This is a genomic window from Maribacter taeanensis, assembly GCF_047345145.1.
Classification (GTDB): Bacteria; Bacteroidota; Bacteroidia; order Flavobacteriales; family Flavobacteriaceae; genus Maribacter_C.
The window spans coordinates 166,646-189,475 of the sequence record NZ_JBLFER010000002.1 but is presented as its reverse complement, the minus strand read 5'-3'; the positions used below and the strand labels follow the sequence as shown (position 1 = coordinate 189,475).

Below are 22,830 nucleotides of genomic sequence, written 5' to 3'. Positions count from 1 at the left end.
CACTGTTCAAAAACAAATTAATAAGTCAAACCGTACATATTTAACAGTACTTGAATTATCACGAAACAAAGTAATAAAGAAACGATCAATTTCGTTCTAACTGAATACGGGGGTATTGGGGGCTATATATTCTACAGTATTTTGGGATGGATTTTATTTGAAGCTCCTTTACTTTTAATAAAATTCTATTTCATGAAAATCAAGTCCTTTTTACGCCTTTCTCTCTTCCTTTTTATTCTAGCCGGATGCAAAGAAAAAATTGCATCACCTGAAGAACAATTCGAAAATCTAAATAAATATCAAGAATACATTACTGAAGTTTCTCACGGAATTATTTCTGCACAAAGTGACGTTCGGGTTGTTCTGAATACTCCGATAGAATCATGGAATAACGGTGATGAATTAGATTCTGATTTACTTCGCGTTTCTCCCAGAACAAAAGGAAAGGTGGTTTCCTTGGATAAAAGAACGATTGCTTTTATTCCCGAAAACGGATTCAAGCAAGACACTGAATACACCTTTGAATTTGCACTTTCGGAAATCGTTAAAGACCTTCCGAGGGAATTAAAAACAATGACTTTCGGGGTAAAAACCTTAAAACAACAATTCAATATTTATACGGATGCTTTGCAGTCGTATTCGAAAAGCAGACAATATATTACCGGACAACTTAGGGCCTCAGATGTGTTGCCCTTAGAAACGGCAAAGCAATTGCTATCTGTTTCCCATAAGGGGAAATCCGTTAAACTTAAATTTGATGAGGCTGTCCAAAAAGGAACTCAATTTTCATTTAAGATAGATAGTATTCAGCGCTATGAAGAAGATTCTGAGTTAGAAATTTCTTGGGATGGTGCAAAGTTCGATATTGAAAGTAATGGTAAGAACGTTGTCAAAATATCAGGAAAGAACAATTTTACAGTTTTAGATGCTTCCGTAGAAACCGGAGAAAGTCAAGTGGTGCTTATCAACTTTTCTGACCCTATCAAAAAAGGGCAAAATTTTAAAGGTTTAGTTACGCTTGAAGGTGTTTCAAAACCTAAATATTCGGTTGATGGCAATACCCTAAAACTATACCCTTCCGCAGAATTGAAAGGCTCTGCCAAGTTGGAAGTCTTACAAGGCATTCAAAGTGAAGATGGCTATAAACTCAAAAATAAGTTTGAACAATACGTTGCTTTCGAACAACTAAAACCACAAGTTAGACTGCTTTCCAACGGAACAATTTTACCTTCCTCAAACAATTTAAAAATCAATTTTGAAGTGGTAAACCTTAAGGCGGTTGATATATCTGTTTTTAAAATCTTTGAGAATAATGTACTTCAGTTTTTGCAAAGTAACAATATCAATGGAAGCTCTAACTTAAGAAGTGTTGCACGACCCATTGCCAGAAAAAAGATAGTACTTGAGAATAATTTGTCAGCTTCAACAGGTAAGTGGGCGGCACATGCTATTGACTTGAGTGCTTTGATTTCTCCTGAGGTTGGAGCGATGTACCGTGTCGAATTCAATTACCGCCCTGCCTACAGTTCTTATAAATGTGATGCAACGAATTTTGACGAGGAGGAAGAAGACGAAGACAATTTTGATGAAGAACAAGAAGATAGCTCTTGGGATGGTATTGAAAACTACTATGATGAATATGGGTATTATGATTACAATTGGAACGAACGCGAAAATCCTTGTGACAAGTCCTATTACTATGACAAGAAAGTTGGAACAAATGTTTTAGCGACGGATATCGGAATTACGATTAAAAGAGGGGTAAACAAAAGCTACTTCATTGCCGTTAGCGATATTTTAAATACGAATCCAATTGCAGGAGCAAAAGTTACCTTTTATAACTTCCAGCAACAGTCTGTAGGTTACGTAAATACAGATGCTGAAGGGACTGCCATTTTTGACTCTGAAAAATTAGCATTTTTCGCTGTAGTTGAAAATAACGGACAAAAGAACTACGTGAAATTGAATGATGGAAATGCGCTTTCCGTTAGTAAATTCAACGTTTCAGGAACACGTTTGCAAAAAGGTATTAAAGGATTCATCTTCGGAGAAAGAGGTGTTTGGCGACCGGGAGATAAGATATTCTTATCCTTTATGTTGAATGATAATGCGAATAAGTTGCCAGCAAATCATCCGGTGAAGTTGGAGTTGATGGACCCGTATAACAAGGTGGTGCATCGTGAAGTATCCAAAAATGGACTCAACAATTTCTTCCATTTTGACATTAAAACTGATGAAAATGCACCTACCGGAAATTGGTTGGCAAAAGTCTCAGTTGGAGGTGCTTCCTTCACAAAAACCATCAAGATTGAAACCATAAAACCGAACCGCTTAAAGATTAAAACAGAGTTTGATGCTGAAGTGCTAAATGGAGCCAAACCCATCAATGGTGATATGGAAGTGAAATGGTTGCACGGGGCGATTGCCAAAAACCTGAAAGCAGATATTACCGCAAAGTTCAATCCGAAGAGAACCACATTTGAAACCTTTCCAGGATATATTTTTGACGACCCGACACGTCGTTTTTCTTCAGAAGACCAAGTCGTTTTTGACAGTAAAATTGACGGAGAAGGGAAAGCTAGTTTTAGCATAAATCCACAATTGACGAGTAAAGCACCCGGAATGTTAAATGCAGCATTCATAACTAAGGTATACGAAAATGGAGGTGATTTCAGTACCGATGTATTTACAAAACCATATTCTCCATATAGTACCTATATCGGACTGAATGCTCCCAAAGGTGATAAGACTAGGGGAATGCTCTTAACGGATGTAAAACACAAATTCGAGGTAGTTTCCGTTGATGAAAACGGAAAAGCCAAAGCAGCGAAAAACTTAAAAGTATCCATCTTTAAAGTAAGCTGGAGATGGTGGTGGGATACTTCTTCCGATAACCTTTCTTCATATAGCAGTAGTCAATACCGCGATTTACTTTTTGAGAAAACTATTAGTACAAATTCCAATGGAAAAGGAGAATTTGAGTTTGAATTAAAATACCCAGACTGGGGAAGATATTTAATACGCGTTGAAGACCCGAATGGCGGTCATGCCACAGGAAAAGCGGTTTATATCGATTGGCCAGGTTGGGCTGGAAAATCTCGAAAAGGAGATCCTTCTGCAGCTACCATGTTGGTGTTTTCTACGGATAAAGAAACCTATAATGTTGGAGAGACGGCTACAGTAACCTTTCCAAGTTCATTCGGAGGAAGAGCTCTTGTTACCGTTGAAAATGGAAGTGAGGTTTTAGAATCGATGTGGGTAGAAACGGTTGAAGGTGAAACGAAATTCCAGTTGCCTATAACAGAATTGTATACGCCAAATGTGTTCATTAATATCTCGTCTTTGCAACCTCACGCGACGACTAAAAATGATTCTCCAATTCGTATGTATGGCGTTACAGGAATCAGTGTTGAAGACCAAAATACAAAGTTGGAACCAGTGGTTTCAATGCCAGATGTTTTACGTCCTGAAGAAACGATTACGGTGAAAGTAAACGAGAAGAATAAGAAAGCAATGACTTATTCTATAGCCATTGTTGATGAAGGGCTTTTGGATTTAACGCGTTTTAAAACGCCGAATCCGTGGAATACATTCTACGCTAAAGAAGCTTTGGGAGTTAAAACTTGGGATGTCTATGATGACGTTATCGGTGCTTTCGGAGGAAGAATCGACCAAGTATTTGCCATTGGTGGTGATGGTGAATTAGCGGGAGCAAAAAATAAAAAAGCAAACCGTTTTGAACCTATGGTGGTGTATTTAGGTCCGTTTAGTTTGAAAGATGGAGAAACCAAATCGCATAAAATTAAGATTCCGAAATACGTGGGTTCAGTAAGAACTATGGTTGTAGCCGCTGATAACGACAAAGAAGCATACGGACAAGTTGAAAAAACTACTCCGGTACGTAAACCTTTGATGATTTTGGCTTCCTTGCCCAGAAAGATTACGCCAGGTGAAAAAGTTACACTTCCGGTTACGGTTTTTGCGATGGAAAAGAAAGTCAAAAATGTGACTTTGAAAATCAAACAAGACAAGGCATTTAGTATTGAAGGGGAGCAAACTCAAAAACTGACTTTTGCCCAGCCAGATGAAAAGATGGCCTATTTTCAATTGAATGTTTCCGATTTCTCGGGAATTGGAAAAGTAGTTGTTGAAGCTTCCGGTGGAGGAGAAAAAGCTTCTTTTGAAATTCCGATTGATGTGGTGAATCCGAATCCGGTGACATCCGAAGTAACAGAAGTAATTCTCGATGCAAACGGAAGTCAAACTATAAATCTAGAAACTTTCGGAATCGCGGGAAGCAATTCCGCAGAAATCGAATTTTCGACCTTGCCTCCTATGAACTTCAACGGACGCATGAAGTATTTGATTCGCTATCCGCATGGGTGTGTGGAGCAGACCACTTCAGGAGCATTCCCACAGTTGTACTTATCTGATGTTTTTGATGTAGACACTAGCAAGAAAAAACGTATTCAGCAAAATATAGATAGAGGAATCAAACGTTTAGGTGGATTTCAAAACCCCGGTGGTGGATTCTCCTATTGGCCAGGTCAAAACTATGTCAACGACTGGGGAACAACCTATGCCGGACACTTCCTGTTGGAAGCTGAAAAGAAAGGCTATGTCTTACCTATCGGATTTAAATCGAGTTGGGTAAAGTACCAACAAGGCGTCGCCAAACAATGGAGAGCGGGTAGCAATTCAGATTTAGCTCAGGCGTATCGCTTATACACTTTAGCACTTTCTGGAAACGCTGATGTGGCTAGTATGAACCGTTTGCGAGAAAGTTCAGGAGTTTCAAATGAAGGTAAATTCCGTTTGGCAGCTGCCTATGCGATTATTGGTCAAGCCAATGTGGCGAAAAAGATTTTAAGCACCGCGAGATTAGATGTAGAGAACAACAAATATTACTACTATACCTACGGTTCATCGGACAGAAATAGAGCCATGGCTCTAGAAACTTATGTTTTGATGAAAGACAAAACCAAAGCGCAAGAGTTGGCCAAAACTATTGCCAAAAACCTTTCCGACAAAAGATATATGAGTACCCAAAGTACTTCCTATAGTTTGATGGCTATGGCCAAATTTGCCGAAATGATCGGTGGAAAAGGAATCAAAACCAGTGTCTCCATAAACGGAAAATCAGAAAACGTTGGAACAGAGAAAACACTTGCCAGCAGACCTATCGAAATCAAAAAAGGAAGCAATAGCATCACGGTTAAAAATCAAGAAAGTAATACGGTTTATGTGAGTATTGTAAACAGCGGAATTCTTCCCGTTGGAGAAGAAAAAACAATTCAGAAAAACTTAGCTGCAACTATGGTTTTCAAAGGAAGAAATGGTTCTATTTTAGACCCTTCAACGATTACGCAGGGAACAGATTTCGTAGCTGAGGTTTCCCTAACAAATACATCTTCAAATAATCTAAAGGATATGGCGTTAACGGAAATCTTCCCTAGTGGATGGGAAATCGTAAATACACGTTTTACAGATTTTGGAAGCTTTGCGCAAAACCAAGTGACGTATACCGATTTAAGAGATGACCGGGCGAATTTCTATTTTGATATGAAACGCAACGAAACAAAAACCTTTAGAGTTCTATTAAATGCTTCGTATTTAGGCAAATACTATTTACCAGGAGTGCAAGCGGAAGCAATGTATGACAATGATTATATTGTTCGAACGAAAGGGCAGTGGGTTGAGGTTGTTCAGTAGGAGAGGTTCAAAGCTACATCCAATTACTTGGTTCTAATCTTTATTTCCATATTTTTAGAATATGGAACCAATCATTCAAATCAGCGATGATTTTATCAATACTCATACCAATTTTAAAGAACTGATTTCCGCTTTGAAATCGGGTTTTGCTTCTGAGGATATTAGTATTCCAAATCGGCATCATCATCTTTTTCCAAATCCTGAGACAGGAGCGGATTCTACTTTACTTTTGATGCCAGCATGGCATTCTGGAAAAGAAGCTGGAGTAAAAATTGCAACAGTGAGTCCTGAAAATGACAGGTTTGGTTTGCCTTCAGTCCATGCCCTCTATATTTTGATGAATGCAGTTACAGGAGCCATAAAAGCAACAATGCAGGCCAAAAGCCTGACTGCAAAACGTACTGCAGCAACCTCAGCCCTAGCATCAACATTTTTATCAAAAGAGAATTCAACTTCGCTATTAATGATTGGTACTGGCGCGCTATCCACTAACTTAATTCGGGCCCATGCGAGTGTCCGGCCTATCGATACAGTTTATGTTTGGGGGAGGAATCCTAAAAAAGCAAGAGCAATTTGCGAAGACCTCAAAGATGAAATTTTTAGTTGTAGGGCTATAGCATCCATTGAAGAAAAAATAAGTGAAGTTGATATTGTTTCCTGTGCGACACTCTCTAAAATTCCTTTGGTTCTTGGAAAATCTCTGAGAGAAGGACAACATATAGATTTAGTTGGGACCTACAGGCAAGACATGCGCGAAGCCGATGATGAGGTGATCCAAAGAACGGCTGTTTTTGTTGATTCCTTGGGAGGAAGAAAAGAAAGCGGAGATATTTTTATTCCGCTAAAAAAAGGAATTCTAAAAGAGGATGACATCAAGGGAGATTTATTTTCCCTTTGTTCTAAAAAAACAAACAGTAGAATGGATGATAAAGAAATCACCCTGTTTAAATCCGTAGGTCATGCACTTGAAGACTTGGTGGCTGCATCCTATTATTATGAAAAATTTACTCATGAGTAAGACCTATCAAAATATCCTGAGGCAAACAGAGTTCAATCCGCCTAAAGATTGGCTTCAAATTAAGACGATTGATATGCATACGGGCGGAGAACCTTTGCGAGTAATTGTTTCAGGTTTTCCAGAGTTAAAAGGAAATTCCGTTTTAGAATACCGGCGCTACTGTAAAGAAAATTACGACCATTTGCGAACGGCCTTGATGTTTGAACCTCGAGGTCATGCTGATATGTATGGCTGTATTTTAGTTCCGCCAAATGATGAAGAAGGTGATTTCGGAATTCTTTTTTTACACAACGAAGGCTACAGTACCATGTGCGGTCATGCTATAATTGCGATTGCTACTTTGGCTGTTGAGATGGACTGGATAGAGATAAGAGAAGGAGATAACGAGCTTAAAATAGATGCTCCGTGCGGTCGGATTACGGCTTTTGCTAGTGTAAAGGATGGAAACGTAACTGGAGTACGATTCCATTGTGTGCCCAGTTTTGTAGTTGGGTTGGATAGAACAGTTGAGGTCCAAGGCCTAGGAAAAATCACCTACGATTTAGCCTATGGAGGTGCATTTTACGCCTATGTGGATATGAAGAAGAACAGCTTTGATTTCGACTTAAGTAGCGATTCGTATCGTTCTCTAATTTCCACAGGAATGGCTATCAAACGAGCGGTAATACAACAAGATTCGGAAATCTTGCATCCATTTGAAGAAGATTTAAGCTTTTTATACGGAACGATTTTTATCGGCGATTCAGACAAGCCTGAAATTGATAGTAAAAACGTATGCATTTTCGCTGAAGGCGAAGTTGACCGTTGTCCCACAGGTTCAGGAGTATCAGGAAGAATGGCCATTCACCGAATGCGAAAAGAAATTGACTTTGGGGAAACCATGACCATTGAAAGTATTACTGGCTCAGTATTCAAGGGCTCGATAATATCTGAAGAAGACTTTGGACCATTTAAAGCAATCATTCCGCAAGTTGAAGGAACTGCACATATCACTGGGGCACATACTTTTTACATCGACCCCAATGACCCTGTGAAGAATGGATTTATTCTAAGATAATTTTGCACCCCTATTGAGACCTGTGCTGAGTGCAGTCGAAGTAGGGCTGGTGCAGCTGGGGTGAGTTCTAAATGGCAAGTAGATTAACGAATCCGGCAAAGCTGAACGAAACATAAATTAAGAAACCATCCGACTACCAGAAACTCCCTTCGCCCATTCGACAGCATTTCCCAATGATTTGAATCTTTTGGTTCTTGTTCTGATAAACCATTTCTCTATTAGCGCAATAGAATTTCCGAAATTTGAATAGCTGACAACCGCATATCCCTTCAAAGTATATCTATGTTTGAAAAATTTCTTCCAATCTGTAGGCTTGGTCGAATAGGAGTTGATGCGATTTGCTATCAGAATAAGATTCTGACCATGGGAGTCGTATAAATATGAGATGTCTTCCACTGCTTTTTTGCCATGGTCATCCCAATTAAATATAATTCCCTCATTAATTTCTGCAATTACAAAACCATCTAAGAGGTAGAAGTCCCCAAATGAATAGTTAATTTCATGAATAGCTTCATGATAAAAAACAGAGTCTTTAAACTTTTCCAAAAAATCTCATTTTCAAATTCTCGCAGCTAAGATAATAGATGTAGGAGAGAGATTCTGTTTTGGTCGGCTAAGTACCTTGAAAATCTTTGTAGCGCAAATTTTAAGTAGTCTTCTTACAATTTGTCAAGGCTTTTAATTAATAAGAAAGAGCGGTCTTTGACAGTTTTTATTGAATTGTCCTTACGATTGAATCTCTGTAGTTTTTGGTAGTCCTTAATGGCTTTATTCTTCCGGATTCTTATCATCCTTTAAGACTGCATTAAATACAAAAGCCCCTATCTCTTTGATAGGCTCATAAAGAGCTGAATTTCCCATCGTTTCGTTCTTTACGAGTCCGACGGATGAATTTACACGTTCAAAAAATATCAGAAGTGCACCTAGTATAACGGCTACTTTTAGGGCTCCAAAAAGTCCGCCAGCAATTTTATTAAGGAGACCTAACATGGCAAAATCGGCTATTTTGGTAAGAAATTTTCCAGCGAAATTGACCAATAAAACGATGGTAATAAAGGTAATAACAAAGGCCGCGATATTGATGTAACGTTCATCCCACTCCATATTTTGAGAAAGGTAGTTTCCTGCGATGTATGAAAAATGGATAGCTCCAAAAATCCCTGCAATCAAAGCTACTAAAGAGGCCAATTCTACGAAAAGTCCGTTTTTTAGGCCTTTATACAATCCGTAGGCAAGTAACAATCCCAAAATAATATCCAAGAAGCTCATAAGTGAAGGCTTTTCACAAATATAGAACTTTGATTTGTACCTTTGATACGTTGTCTGGTTGAGCCTTTCGGCTGTCGCTGAAGACAGGCTAGGTCGAGACCTGAAATCGTTACTTTGAAGGAAAGAATAAATGTCAAGAGATATACAATTAAAAGAGCGTTGGAATGAATTGGTCGAGCAGTTGTCTAATCAATTTGCCGACGGAGACCCACTGGAACTTGATGCCATAATTTATTTGGTGGGAGTTCAAGAATTGGGGCAGTACCATAGAAAATATAAGAAAGATGATAAGCTAGACTTGATGCATATAGCAATCTGCCGTTTGTTGGAACCTTATGGGTATTACGAATTTTCACATTTTGACGAAGAGCGTTGGCCTCATTATACCATTAAAGAGGAGTTACCTCCATTAAAAGCAGGGGAGCAGTCTGTACTAATGAAAGAGGCCATTGTATCTTATTTTCTTGAAAAAGAGTATATCGCTTAATTCGTATTACATGAAACCAAAAACCCCTTACTACGCGGTAATTTTCACATCAACCCGAACCGAAGGTGATAATGGTTATGCTGAAATGGCTCAACAAATGGAAGATTTAGCCAAACAACAATCGGGTTATTTAGATTTTGAAAGCGCTCGGGAAGATTTGGGAATAGCAATTAGTTATTGGGAAAGTTTGGAAGCAATCGCCAATTGGAAAGCAAATGCTGACCATCTATTTGCTCAGCAAAAGGGAATTAAAGATTGGTACTCTTGGTATAAGGTGCGCATTTGTTTGGTAGAAAGGGAGTATGATTTCAAGAAGGGATAATTCTAAAAATAAAATTGAATCGATATAAAAAGCTAATCTCAAAACAAAAATCATCCCCCTCCTCCCGAGGGGCTAGGGGAGGACTTTTTCAAAAACACCCAAAAAAGCTAATCCTTTTTGGCATTCTTCTCATCGCCTACTATTTCTGTCTCCCCAATGAATTATTCAAAACACCAACGGCAACCGTTGTTGAAAGTCGGCAAGGAACTTTGTTAGGGGCCAAAATTGCTGATGACGGGCAATGGCGTTTTCCTGTAATTGATAGTGTGCCCAAGAAGTTTGAAACCTGTTTGCTCCAATTTGAAGATGCGTATTTCTATAAGCACTTTGGATTCAATCCCGCTTCGATTGCCAAGGCAATCGGCTCAAATATATCTGCGGGAAAAACTGTAAGAGGTGGTAGCACATTGACCCAACAAGTCATTCGATTATCAAGAAACAAAAAGCGCTCATATTTCGAGAAGTTTATTGAATTGATTCTGGCTACACGATTAGAATTCAGGCATTCCAAAGAAGACATATTAAAGCTCTATACCAGTCATGCCCCGTATGGTGGAAATGTGGTCGGACTCGATGTTGCTTCATGGCGCTATTTCGGCTTACAACCTCACCAATTATCTTGGGCGGAATCTGCGACACTGGCAGTTTTACCAAATGCCCCAAGTTTGATTTATCCCGGAAAGAATCAACAAAGATTGCTGGATAAAAGAAATCGCCTGCTCAAAAAACTACTGACCGAAAGTTTCATTGACAGTACTACTTTTGAATTGGCATTGTTAGAGGAACTACCACAAAAACCTTATCCACTTCCCAAAATTGCCCCTCATCTAGTTGAGCAAATTGCCAAAAATGCAAAAGGGCAACGGGTTAAAAGTTCTTTGGATGAAAATCTACAACTGAATGTAAATCCCATTGTCTATAAATACCATAAAAGCCTGCAGCAAAATCAAGTGCACAATGCAGCGGTTTTGGTTCTGGATGTAAAAACCAGAGAAGTGTTGAGCTATGTTGGAAATACAAAAACCACCAAAGAGAATCAGAAAGATGTAGACATGGTTCAGGCAAACCGAAGCACCGGTAGCACTATAAAACCCTTACTCTATGCCGCTATGTTAGATGCCGGCGAATTGCTTCCTGAGATGTTGGTGGCTGATGTGCCTACTCAAATTGCTGGCTATACTCCAGAAAATTTTAATGAGGATTACAGTGGTGCTGTTCAGGCTAAAAGTGCTTTGGCAAGGTCACTTAATATTCCCGCAGTGCGGCTTTTACAATCTTACGGATTGGCAAAATTCCGGGACCAATTAGATGTTTTTCAACTCTCAGGATTAAACAAATCTGCAGACCATTACGGACTAACTTTAATTCTCGGTGGAGCAGAAAGTAACCTTTGGGACCTTTGTAAGACCTATGCTAATTTAGCGTCCACGCTCAACCATTTCAATGCCACTTCTAGTGAATATTTTAGCTCAGAATTTGCAGAACCTACTTATAGAACAGACCAATCGGTCAGTTTCGGCGAAAAATCTACTCAAAAAACGGTCTTCGATGCGGCTAGTATTTATCTCACTTTTGAGGCAATGAAAGAAGTAAACCGCCCTGAGGGCAATGAATCATGGGAATTCTATGATAGTAGTAAAGAAATCGCTTGGAAAACGGGAACAAGTTTTGGAAATAAAGATGCTTGGGCCATCGGAATTACAACCGACTATGTGGTCGGTATTTGGGTTGGCAATGCAGACGGAGAAGGACGGCCAAACGTGACTGGAGTGACCGCTGCGGCACCCATTTTATTTGATGTTTTTGATGTGCTTCCGACCAGCGATTGGTTTCAAAAACCCTTTGATGAGTTTGTCGACATTGATGTATGTGCGGAGAGCGGATATTTGGCAACCGACATTTGTCCGAAGAAAATAATCTCAATTCCGAACAAAGAGAACTATGTAAAATCATGTGATTACCATCAGATGGTTCATTTAAATAATCAAAAGCAGTTTAGAGTGAATTCATCTTGCTTTGACCTATCGACTGCGGTATCCGAATCTTGGTTTTCGCTTCCTCCGTTGATAGAGTTCTATTACAAAAGAACACATCCTTTATATAAACCTTTACCTCCTTTTCGAAATGATTGCAAAAGCACAAATGCCCCTCCGATGGAATTCATTTATCCGAAAAATGGCAGTCGCATTTCTTTAACCAAGAATTTTGAGGGAAAGAAAAATGAAGTTGTTTTGAAATTGGCGCATGCAAAACCTGAAACAGAAGTGTATTGGTATTTGGATGAGCGATTCATCTCGCAAACAAAAGATTTCCATGAAATTGGCTTGATTCCCGACTTGGGAAGACACAAAATTACCGTTGTAGATGCCCTCGGAAATGAAGTTTCTGTTACGATAACGATAGAGTAATGAAAACTACTTTGTTGCTCATTTAGAATCCCTTATATTTAGTATCAATATCTATGCTACTATATGCTACTTTATGTATATATTAGCATTCTAAAAATTGTACATATGTCGTATATCATTTCTTTAGACCAGGGTACTACAAGTTCAAGAGCATTATTGGTTGACCAAGAAGGAGCCATTCAAGGTATGGTTCAAAAAGAATTCAAACAGATTTTTCCGAAATCGGGATGGGTTGAACATGATCCCAAAGAGATTTTAGAATCGCAAATGAGCGTTTTGAAACAATTGATACAGGAGCAAAACGTAAGTGCTTCGGATATCAAAGCTATCGGAATCACCAATCAGCGAGAAACGACCATTGTTTGGGATAAAAACACGGGAGAACCTGTTTATAATGCTATTGTTTGGCAAGATAAACGTACGGCGGATATCTGCGAGAACATGAAGAATAACGGACTTACCGAGCATGTGCGACAAACCACTGGACTGGTAATCGACTCGTATTTTTCTGGAACTAAAGTGAAATGGATTTTAGATAACGTTGGAGGAGCAAAAGAACAAGCTGAGGCTGGAGATTTGTTGATGGGCACCGTTGATACTTGGTTGGTCTGGAATATGACTAATGGCGCAAGTCATGTCACCGATTATACAAATGCCTCTCGAACCTTGATTTATGATATCGTAAATCTGAAGTGGGATGATAAATTGACCAAAGCTTTAGGCATTCCATATAGTATGTTGCCTGACGTAAAACCATCCGCTCATCATTTTGGAGATTATGAATTGGATGGAGTTAAAATTCCCATTGCTGGGATTGCTGGTGACCAACAAGCTGCCCTATTCGGTCAAGCATGTTTTAAAGAAGGAACAGCTAAAAACACCTACGGAACCGGTTGTTTTATGTTAATGAATACCGGTGAAAAACCAATGTTCTCAAAAAACGGATTGTTAACGACCATCGGATATGGTCTCGATGGAAAAGTAACCTACGCCCTTGAAGGAAGTATTTTCATAGCCGGTGCAGCAGTACAATGGTTACGTGACGGACTAGAATTAATAAAAGACGCTAAAGAAACGGAAGCGCTAGCGGATTCAGTGGAAGGTGAGAATCCAGTATATGTAGTTCCAGCCTTCGCAGGTTTGGGAGCACCGTATTGGGATATGTATGCACGTGGCGCTGTCTTCGGATTAACTCGTGACACCGGAAAAGCACATTTGGCAAAAGCAACTTTAGAATCTTTAGCCTATCAAACAAAAGATATTCTAAAAGCCATGGAGGATGATTCAGGAATTCAATTGGAAAACCTGCGCGTTGATGGCGGGGCCTGTGCAAATAATCACTTAATGCAATTTCAAGCGGATATATTAGATACTGAAGTCCATCGTCCAGAAGTTATTGAATCAACTGCGATGGGCGCAGCCTTTTTAGCCGGCATTCAAGTCGGACTTTGGAAACAGGAAGATGTAGACCAAAACCGCCCAATGAACCGAATTTTCAAACCCACTTTCGACAGAGTAAAAAGAAAACGTTTGTACGGAAAGTGGCAGCAAGCGGTTGAGAGAACTAAAGGTTGGGAAGAGCAGTAGAAAACGTCTTTGCGAGTTGTCATCTTGAGCGCAGTCGGAAGGCGACAACGAAGCAATCCGTTTGTTAGAAACACTAATGAAAGTATGAACTATGAGGAGAAAGGTTGCCACATCGCGAAAAGCTCCTCGCAATGACGATTAATTTAAAATGTCAAAAAACATAAAATTCTCAAATCTAGACAGAGCAAAAACAGTAGATAAACTTTCTTCGGAGGAATTCGACCTAGTCGTTATTGGAGGAGGAATTACAGGAGGAGGAATCGCATTAGACGCTGCTTCTCGTGGATTGAAAGTGGCTCTAGTTGAAAAGAACGACTTCGCTTCAGGAACAAGTAGTAAATCCACCAAGCTAATCCATGGCGGACTTCGTTATCTCAAACAATTTGATTTTTGGTTGGTAAAAGAAGTAGGTTCTGAGCGGGCCATTGTACATAAACTAGCGCCGCATTTGGTACTTCCTGAAAAGATGTTACTTCCCTTAATTGAGAATGGTTCCTATGGTAAATGGCTGACTTCAATCGGACTGAAAGTATATGATATTCTTGCCCAAGTTACTGGCGATGATAAACGTAAAATGTTGGAGAAAAAAGAAGCATTAAAACTTGAACCTTTACTTCCAAAGAAAATATTAAAAGGGGCTGGATACTATGCAGAATATAGAACTGACGATGCTCGACTGACTATTGAGAATATAAAAACCAGTTTGCAATTTGGAGCTACAGCTTTGAATTATGCTTCGGTGGAAGACTTCGAATATACCGACGAAAAGATTTCGGGAGTAAGTGTTATGGATGAAATTTCTGGTGAAGACTTTGTTATCAAAACCAAATACGTCATCAGCGCAGCTGGGCCATGGGTCGACGAACTTAGAAGTGTGAACAACTCCAAAAAAGGAAAACGTTTGCATTTGACGAAGGGAGTTCATTTGGTATTTCCATATGAAAAACTTCCACTAAAACACTCTACATATTTTGATGTTCCTGATGGCAGGATGATGTTTGCAATTCCACGTGGAAAAACTACTTATGTGGGAACTTCAGATACGAATTATAATAATGATAAAGATGATGTGCGGACTGATTTGACCGATGCGGTTTATATTTTATCCGCTGTGAATAATATGTTTCCAAAGATTAATTTGGAGATGGAAGATATCGTTTCTTCTTGGGCGGGATTACGTCCTTTGATTCATGAAGAAGGGAAATCAGCTTCAGAACTATCTCGAAAAGACGAAATTTTCACTTCGGAGACCGGTTTGATTAGTATTGCTGGGGGAAAGCTAACTGGCTATCGCAAAATGGCAGAACGTGTTGTTGACCGAATAGCCAAAAAGTTAGAAGAAGATGGTACAAAATTGAAAGACTGTTATACCGATGAAATTCCGTTGGCAGGAAACGTAGACTTTAAGAAGTTCAAACACGTTACGAAATACATAGCTGAGGTTTACAATCGTATCAAGTCCGATGGGTTCACAGAACACGATGCTTGGTTTTTGGTCACCAATTACGGTAAACAGACCGAAATCATTTTAGAGAACTATGCTTCACTAAAAGATGAAGACTTTTATGTCCGCTTGGCAAAGGCAGAATTGCGTTTCGGAATCGACTACGAAATGGTACAAAACCCCATGGATTTCTTTATCCGAAGAACAGGGCGCTTGTATTTTGATATTGATAGTGTGCGCTCACTGATGGAGCCTGTTTTGCAGGAATTTAAAACGATTTACAAGGTTGATGATACTCAGTTATTGGCTTGGAAAGAAGAATTAAATAGAGAGTTGAAAGAGCATTCTGATTTTTCAATGGACAGGGTTTAAAATACGTGTGTTCCTTCCCCTGCAAGGGGAAGATGGGCCAGCCGAAGGCAAGGCTTGGAAGGGGTCTTATCGTGACCGACTTCTTAAAGTTAATATAAGTCTTATCCGTGAAGACCGCTTTCTCCCCTCCTTTTTACATTAGCTGATTTTAAATTTTGTAACAAGGTCCTCGACAAGCTCGGACTGACAACTTAGCTTTGATTTGTTTGAAAAGCCAAATAGGAACAACGATGTCATGCTGAGCTTGTCGAAGCACATCTATAAGTTTGGAATATCAAATCAACAGATTGCTTCGTCGCTTTCACTTTAACCTTATGTTTAAACTTGGCAACACGCTTCTATCAAAGACGTATTAATCCAACTTATCCGTCAACCCCTTAAAAACCCGCTTCGCATTCCCCCGCTCATAAAGAACCTTATAAACCGCATCAATAATCGGAGTTTCAACTTTCTTGCTAAACTTTGATTTTTGTTCAAAAGCGGTTTTGGCGGCATAATATCCTTCGGCTACCATCTTCATTTCCATTTGGGCACTTTTTACGGTGTAGCCCTTGCCAATCATGTTTCCGAACATACGATTACGACTAAAAGTAGAATATCCAGTTACTAACAAATCCCCTAAATAAGCAGAATTATTGATGTTACGCTTCATTTTATGAACGCGTTTGATATAGCGTTTCATTTCGCGAATAGCATTACTCATTAAAACACTTTGAAAATTATCGCCGTAGCCTAATCCGTGATAGATACCGGCGGCTAGGGCATAAATATTCTTAAGCATTGCGGCATATTCAGTGCCTATGATATCGTCTGAGATTTTCGTTTTGATGTAATGACTGCTTAAGTTATCTGCTACTAGTTTTGCTTTTTCTTCGTCTGCAGAAGCTATAGTTAAATAAGAAAGTCGTTCAAGGGCAACTTCTTCCGCATGGCATGGGCCAGTAATCACGCCAATATTTTCAAAAGGAATTTTGTATTCGTCATGAAAATGTTCGCCGACTATTAATCCCGTTTCGGGTACGATTCCTTTTATAGCAGAAAAGATGATTTTATCTTTTATGGACATCGTTAATTTTTGAAGTTCACTTTCCAAAAAAGCTGAAGGGATGGCAAAAATGAGCACATCCGAAGAACTTATGATTTCATTGATATCATCCGTTAAATTTAATTGTTCGGTATGAAATTCTACAGCGGTGAGGTAATTAGGATTGTGCTTTTCCTTTTTAATATAGTCTACGGCATCAGAATTCCGCATATACCAACCTACCTTTTCTTGATTCTCCGTGAGCATTTTCACGATAGCTGTGGCCCAACTACCACCACCTAAAACTCCAAATCTCATTTTCTTTGACATTAAATACAATTAGACTACAAAGCTAATCATTAATAAAACCGAAACCTTAAATTCTGATAATCAAATAGTTAAAAATATTGGCATAGCATTTGTTTTATAGAAATTGAATTTAAATACCAGTATTATGAAAGCAAAACTACTTATCGGACTTATCCTTATCGGAACCTTGATGACTTCGTGTTATACCGAGACAATCATTCAAGATGACTTTATTGAAGAATCAGCTTTCAATACAGATCAAGTTTTACAATCTTATGATTTATGGTATGTAGATATTAATGCTACAACAGGAAATGGCGAAGTGCCTTTCTTACAAAGAGCCTTTACGATCTCATTCGATAATGGAACTGTGTACGCCAATAACAATATTGTAGGCATCGGAAAAACCGGGAATGGTTTTGGAATCGATGTCGGCAGTTATGGAACATTAAGAGGAACTGTGGAAATCAATCACGACGTTGACGGACTATGGTTACTGGATATCTTTGCAGTAAACGGGAATACCATAGAAGTCAGAGACCCGCGTTCTGGAACTTCTTATTTTCTGAATGGATATCAAATCAATAATTTTGATTACGATACAGTTTTCTATGACAACATCAACTTCTTTTTACAAGAGTATGATGCCTGGGAGAAAACATTTACAAGTGAAGAAGGCGCTATAAATGATTTTGATGATGAGAATTTCTTGCAATTTAACACGGAAACGTTTCGTTCATCAATTGATGGGGTAGGGACTTCCATTTCAAATCTACAGTGGGATTTCGTGGGAGATTATCAGATATATGACGTAGAAAACGATGAAACGCTCAAAACTTTAACACTTGCTTACGATTTTATGGGCAATGATTATTTCGAACTTTACGTTATTAATGATAGTACTATAGAGCTGTATCATCCTTCTAGTGAAACGGTATATGAGTTTAGAGGAAAAGGTTATCAGCAGTACTTGAAATCGGGTAAAAGCTCGGTTGTTAAGAAAAGAACAAAAACTTCGAATCCGACAATGAAGGTAAAACGAAGTAGAAAGAGATAGATGACTTTTGGTTGGTTATTTAGTTAGAAAACCCCTCGAACAGAAATGTCGAGGGGTTTTTTCTTAGTGAGATAGCTAATCTTCAATTAGGGTAATCCAACCAATCCTGAGTATAGCCGAAGGGTCTATTTATTACGGACTAAGATTTTCATTCAAAACTAGTATGTCTCTTTTTAAATTCCGAGGGATTTTCTTCAGTTACTTTTTTAAAGGTCCGGTTAAAATAAGAAAGACTTTCAAATCCGCATTCATAGCAAGTTTCACTAATATTCTTTCCCATTAATAAAAGACGCTTGGCCTGACTAATACGGTATTGATTTAGAAAGCTGACGAAAGTATTTCCCGTTGCTTTTTTGAAATATCGGCAAAAGGCGGGCTTTGTTAAGTTGCATAGTTCTGCTACTTCATCGACTGTGATTTTGTTTTGGTAGCGTTCATCAATTAGCGCATAAATCTGACGAATACGCTCCTGCTCTTTTTTGCTATATCTATTTTTATAGGGTTTAGTATGCAACAGTTCAAACTCCTTGCTTTGCGCCAGTTTCTTTAAAATCGTGATGGATTGCATGAAGAACTCAAATGGAGGAAGCAGATGCAATTCCTTCAGCAATTCACCAACCTCTTTTTTTGTAGACCCCGAGAATGCCAGTCCGTATTTAGATAATTCCAGTAAGCGTTCTAAAGACTGTAGTTCTGGCATTTGCGCAATGAAGTTGTCCTTGAAGAAAGGTTTTATATGTAATACTTCTTTGCGATAGCTGGTAGTCACTCCATGGTCAAAATTTAAGTGTGGAATGTTTGAACCAATCAAAACAAGGTCGCTACTGGTAAACTGCGAAATATGATTGCCGACATGACGAGTAGCATTGGCACCCTCAATATATACCAATTCAAATTCTGGATGAAAATGCCAATAGAAGAGATGATTTAGTTTAGGGTCGTGCAAAAGCCGAAAGGGACTTTTAGATGCCGGATTAATCGTTTCAAGTTGGATTTTCATTATTCAAATGTACCTAAATTGTCTTTTTTTAATACATTTTATATTATATATATCAATATAGTTCAAATTTTAATCAATATCGAGGTGGAGTGCGGTTGTTTTCATTTCTAGTTTTACAGTATCAATTTGAAAGTAATTTTTAAAATATTTCACTATGGATTCAAAATATAAAGTAGAAATGGCCAACAAGGCGCATGAGGAAATCCCGGGAAATCCATCTACGGCGACGAGCAGTAAACAAAGATTAAACGACCGTTCAAATGGGAAGCCGTTGCGAGTATTAAGCGAAGAAGATTGGAAATTCTGGATGCACAACGGATACATTGTCATCAAGAATGCTATCCCTATAGAACAGGCAAAAGCTACGGCTGATTTTATATGGGAATTTGACGAAAAAGACCCAAACGATTCTGAAACCTGGTACGCACCTCCACGTGCAGAAATGCAAATGAAAGAACTAGAAGGTACCGGAATGGTTGAGGTCTACAATCATCAACATTTATGGAATAATCGTCAAATGCCAAGAGTATATGATGCATTTGCTGATGTTTGGGGAACTGAAAAGTTGTGGGTAACTATAGACAGAGCGAATTTGAATTTTCCTTTGAAACCAGGAGTAGACAAAAAAGGTTTTATTCACTGGGATTATGACCCAGAAACCAAACCACAAAACGTTCAAGGTGTATTGGCCTTGGCTGACCAGATCGACGAAAATATGGGCGGCTTTCAATGTATTCCCTGGTTATATCGAAATTATGATACTTGGAAATTAACGCAGCCTGAAGATAGAGACCATTTTCAACCAGATATTTCAGATATGGAAGATAAGATTGTAAAAGTGAAGATGGAGGCTGGTGATTTGCTCATTTTCAATAGCACAGAACCCCACGGAATTCGCCCGAACAAATCTGCAAATAAAGTACGAATTGCACAATATATCTCCATGATGCCGGCGGAAGAAGACAACGAAGAACTAAGAAACTGGCGTATCAATTCATGGAAAAATCGAATTGCTCCTGAAGGCTACGCTTTTCCTGGAGATCCAAGAAAATGGGAGCAAACCAAATACGATACAGCCGAATTATCTGATTTAGGAAAAAAACTCCTAGGTTTGAACAACTGGTAATTAATCGAATACTTTAAAAATCACCAACCTATGCTTTCAAGCCTTAGCTATTGGGATATTGCCATTATCCTAATTTATTTCGGAATTATATTATGGATAGCTCAATGGGCATCAAAAAGTAAATCAGATTCTGGCAGCGCGATTGATTATTTTTTAGCAGGTAAAAACTCTGGCTGGCTTGTTATCGGAGCATCACTATTTGCTTCTAATATCGGTTCAGAAATCATACTAGGTGTTTCCGGGGCAGGAGCACGTGGTAATATGCCTATGGCGAATTTTGAAATTATCGCTTCCCTAGTTTTAATACTTCTAGGCTGGGTATTTGTGCCTTTTTATCTGCGTTCTGGAGTTTATACCATGCCAGAATTTTTAGAAAAACGCTACTCCAAAGCATGCAGAAGTTACCTTTCTGTAATCTCTATTTTGGCCTATGTAATCACCAAAATTTCCCTTATCATTTTTGCAGGGGCTTTGGTTTTTGAAACTATTGGAATTCCTTTTTGGACAGGCGCCATAATAACAGTTGTAGCAACAGGGTTTTATACGGTTTTAGGTGGACTCAAAGCGGTAATTTATACTGATATGGTACAAGCTTTTATTTTACTCTTGGGTACAATTGCCGTAACCGTTTTTGGATTATATGCTTTAGGCGGATGGGACCATATGATAGATGTCATTACAACTGCCTCTACACAAGAAGGGAATCCACCAACAGAACAATTTTTTAACCTTTGGCGCCCTATGGCCGATACCGAATACCCTTGGACGGGCATGCTTTTCGGAGCGCCGATATTGGGAGTTTGGTACTGGTGCACCGACCAATACATTGTGCAGCGAACGCTTTCCGCCAAAGATGTAAATAATGCGCGAAAAGGAGCTTTGTTTGCGGGGTATTTAAAACTACTTCCCGTTTTTATCTTTTTTATCCCAGGGGTAATCGCCTATGCATTATTGCAAGAAGGAGCCATTGAGTTTTCTATGGAAAATGCAGACCAAGCATTACCAGCCATGATAAACGGATTCCTCCCAACAGGATTAAAAGGCTTAGCAATTGCAGGTTTATTGGCTGCCCTAATGAGTTCACTCTCCTCCGCTTTTAATTCGAGTTCTACACTCTTGACAATCGACTTCTACCAAAAATATAAACCCGATGCCACTCAGAAAGATTTAGTCCGTTTTGGACGATTGGCAACCATTGTTTTGGTCGTGGTTAGTCTAGGATGGATTCCCTTTATGAAAGCCCTAATGGGAGGTGGGATTTTTCATTACCTGCAAAGTGTTCAAGCTTATATTTCGCCTCCAATCGCGGCGGTTTTCCTTTTCGGATTATTTTATAAATGGATAAATGCCAAAGGCGCCATCGTTTCTTTATGGGTAGGTTTTGTTATCGGAGTATTTCGATTAGTAGCTGAATTTTTAGCCAATGAAGGAACCATTAGTGTTGTCAATGATTCGTTATTGGGAATGTTTCTAGGGATTAATTTCTTGCACTTCGCATTATTTTTATTCCTATTCTGCGCAGTTATATTAATGGTGGTCAGCAAGATGGGACAACCGCAACCAGCCGAAGTATTAGAACTAGTTACTTTTCAAAGAGGTTCTGAACGACCCAAATTCAAATGGTCTTCAGACGCTACCCTTACTATTATTCTCATCGGATTGGTACTACTTTTATGGTTGCTTTTCAGTAAATGGGGTATTGCAGGATAGCTATTAATTATAAAAAAGTAGCCTGATCGAGCTGTCACATCGAGCGCAGTCGAGATGCGAGACCTACTTTATACACGGGTGATTAAAAACCTCTCGACTGCGCTCGAGAAGACATTATAGCGAAATAGAATGGATTTACAACTTAAAAACAAAACAGCATTTATAACAGGCTCTACAGCGGGTATTGGTTACGCAACAGCTCGAACTTTGGCTAATGAAGGGGCTTCCATTATTTTGAATGGAAGAACAGCAGAAAGTGTAGCAAAAGCTGTTCAAAAATTCCAAGAAGAATTTCCAAATTCAACAGTTTCAGGCTTTGCAACTGACTTTAGCAAATCGAATGAAGTAGAAGAGTTATTGAGCAAACTCCCCGAAATAGATATCCTTATCAATAATGTGGGCATTTATTCTTCTGGGTCTTTCTTCAAAACTGCTGATGAAGATTGGTATTGTCAATTCGAGATCAATGTAATGAGCGGGGTTCGATTATCCAAAAGGATACTTCCTAAAATGCTTTCAAAAGATTGGGGACGAATACTATTTGTTTCGAGCGAATGTGCGACTTTGGTGCCTGTTGATATGATTCCGTATAGCATGACCAAGGCTGCATTGCATGCGGTTTCTAGAGGATTGGCGCAACTGACTAAAAGCTCTGGGGTAACTGTAAATACGATTGTTCCAGGTTCTACTTTATCTGAAGGAGCAGAACGATTTTTAGAAAACGCAGCTGAAAAAGAAGGCAAGACAAAAGCTGAAGTTGAGGAAGCATTCTTCACTGAAGTTCGTACATCTTCACTCCTACAACGCTTTGCAAAAGTGGAAGAAGTTGCCAATACAATTACCTATTTGTGCAGTCCACTTTCGGCGGCTACAAATGGTTCTGCTATAAAAGTTGAGGGTGGTAGTACAGGAGGAATTTTATAATAAT

Annotated in this window: 16 protein-coding genes; 12 read left to right on the top strand and 4 right to left on the bottom strand. The window is 39.0% G+C overall.

Going from position 1 to position 22,830, the window contains the following annotated elements; all coding sequences use genetic code 11:
• Positions 1-192 precede the first annotated feature (192 nt).
• The 3 genes from ACKWCD_RS06670 (at position 193) to ACKWCD_RS06660 (ending at position 7,787) form a co-directional block, all read left to right on the top strand.
• On the top strand, positions 193-5,712 hold the full coding sequence (locus tag ACKWCD_RS06670) for an alpha-2-macroglobulin family protein (RefSeq protein WP_413983168.1): 5,520 nt from the start codon (positions 193-195) through the stop codon (positions 5,710-5,712).
• Between the two features lie 61 nt (positions 5,713-5,773).
• Positions 5,774-6,730, top strand: a complete 957-nt coding sequence (gene lhpI / locus ACKWCD_RS06665; protein WP_413983167.1) for a bifunctional Delta(1)-pyrroline-2-carboxylate/Delta(1)-piperideine-2-carboxylate reductase — start codon at positions 5,774-5,776, stop codon at positions 6,728-6,730.
• The gene (locus ACKWCD_RS06660; protein WP_413983166.1) at positions 6,723-7,787 is read left to right on the top strand and encodes a proline racemase family protein; all 1,065 of its coding nucleotides are present in this window, start codon (positions 6,723-6,725) and stop codon (positions 7,785-7,787) included. Before lhpI ends, ACKWCD_RS06660 begins: the two co-directional genes overlap by 8 nt.
• Positions 7,788-7,904: 117 nt before the next feature.
• Here the strand turns inward: ACKWCD_RS06660 and ACKWCD_RS06655 are convergent, their stop codons facing one another.
• Positions 7,905-8,333 (bottom strand): hypothetical protein, encoded by a 429-nt coding sequence (locus ACKWCD_RS06655; RefSeq protein ID WP_413983165.1) that lies wholly within the window; start codon positions 8,331-8,333, stop codon positions 7,905-7,907.
• Between the two features lie 222 nt (positions 8,334-8,555).
• The gene (locus ACKWCD_RS06650) at positions 8,556-9,056 is read right to left on the bottom strand and encodes a CvpA family protein (RefSeq protein ID WP_413983164.1); all 501 of its coding nucleotides are present in this window, start codon (positions 9,054-9,056) and stop codon (positions 8,556-8,558) included.
• A gap of 130 nt (positions 9,057-9,186) precedes the next feature.
• Here ACKWCD_RS06650 and ACKWCD_RS06645 point away from each other — a divergent pair, with 130 nt between their 5' ends.
• From ACKWCD_RS06645 to ACKWCD_RS06625, 5 genes are all read left to right on the top strand, one after another.
• Positions 9,187-9,543 (top strand): hypothetical protein, encoded by a 357-nt coding sequence (locus ACKWCD_RS06645; RefSeq protein ID WP_413983163.1) that lies wholly within the window; start codon positions 9,187-9,189, stop codon positions 9,541-9,543.
• 10 nt (positions 9,544-9,553) lie between these two features.
• The gene (locus ACKWCD_RS06640) at positions 9,554-9,865 is read left to right on the top strand and encodes an antibiotic biosynthesis monooxygenase family protein (protein WP_413983162.1); all 312 of its coding nucleotides are present in this window, start codon (positions 9,554-9,556) and stop codon (positions 9,863-9,865) included.
• Positions 9,866-9,975: 110 nt separating this feature from the next.
• Positions 9,976-12,273 carry a penicillin-binding protein 1C gene (gene pbpC / locus ACKWCD_RS06635; RefSeq protein ID WP_413984111.1) on the top strand — a complete coding sequence of 766 codons (2,298 nt, stop codon included), beginning with the start codon at positions 9,976-9,978 and terminating at the stop codon, positions 12,271-12,273.
• A 105-nt stretch (positions 12,274-12,378) separates the two neighbouring features.
• A complete protein-coding gene (gene glpK / locus ACKWCD_RS06630; RefSeq protein ID WP_413983161.1) occupies positions 12,379-13,860 on the top strand; it encodes a glycerol kinase GlpK in 1,482 nt (493 codons plus the stop codon).
• A gap of 148 nt (positions 13,861-14,008) precedes the next feature.
• Positions 14,009-15,676, top strand: a complete 1,668-nt coding sequence (locus ACKWCD_RS06625; RefSeq protein WP_413983160.1) for a glycerol-3-phosphate dehydrogenase/oxidase — start codon at positions 14,009-14,011, stop codon at positions 15,674-15,676.
• A gap of 352 nt (positions 15,677-16,028) precedes the next feature.
• On the opposite strand, the gene ACKWCD_RS06620 is transcribed toward ACKWCD_RS06625, so the two are convergent.
• The gene (locus ACKWCD_RS06620) at positions 16,029-17,030 is read right to left on the bottom strand and encodes an NAD(P)H-dependent glycerol-3-phosphate dehydrogenase (RefSeq protein WP_413983159.1); all 1,002 of its coding nucleotides are present in this window, start codon (positions 17,028-17,030) and stop codon (positions 16,029-16,031) included.
• A gap of 124 nt (positions 17,031-17,154) precedes the next feature.
• On the opposite strand from ACKWCD_RS06620, the gene ACKWCD_RS06615 reads away from it, so the two are divergent.
• Positions 17,155-18,066 carry a nicotinic acid mononucleotide adenyltransferase gene (locus tag ACKWCD_RS06615; RefSeq protein ID WP_413983158.1) on the top strand — a complete coding sequence of 304 codons (912 nt, stop codon included), beginning with the start codon at positions 17,155-17,157 and terminating at the stop codon, positions 18,064-18,066.
• 148 nt (positions 18,067-18,214) lie between these two features.
• Here the strand turns inward: ACKWCD_RS06615 and ACKWCD_RS06610 are convergent, their stop codons facing one another.
• Positions 18,215-19,066 (bottom strand): AraC family transcriptional regulator, encoded by an 852-nt coding sequence (locus tag ACKWCD_RS06610; protein ID WP_413983157.1) that lies wholly within the window; start codon positions 19,064-19,066, stop codon positions 18,215-18,217.
• A gap of 154 nt (positions 19,067-19,220) precedes the next feature.
• On the opposite strand from ACKWCD_RS06610, the gene ACKWCD_RS06605 reads away from it, so the two are divergent.
• The 3 genes from ACKWCD_RS06605 (at position 19,221) to ACKWCD_RS06595 (ending at position 22,826) form a co-directional block, all read left to right on the top strand.
• Positions 19,221-20,192 carry a phytanoyl-CoA dioxygenase family protein gene (locus ACKWCD_RS06605; protein ID WP_413983156.1) on the top strand — a complete coding sequence of 324 codons (972 nt, stop codon included), beginning with the start codon at positions 19,221-19,223 and terminating at the stop codon, positions 20,190-20,192.
• A 30-nt stretch (positions 20,193-20,222) separates the two neighbouring features.
• Complete coding sequence (locus ACKWCD_RS06600) at positions 20,223-21,902, top strand: sodium:solute symporter (RefSeq protein ID WP_413983155.1); 1,680 nt, start codon at positions 20,223-20,225, stop codon at positions 21,900-21,902.
• Positions 21,903-22,031: 129 nt separating this feature from the next.
• Positions 22,032-22,826, top strand: coding sequence for an SDR family NAD(P)-dependent oxidoreductase (locus tag ACKWCD_RS06595; RefSeq protein WP_413983154.1), 795 nt, complete (start codon positions 22,032-22,034; stop codon positions 22,824-22,826).
• The last annotated feature ends 4 nt before the right edge of the window (positions 22,827-22,830 follow it).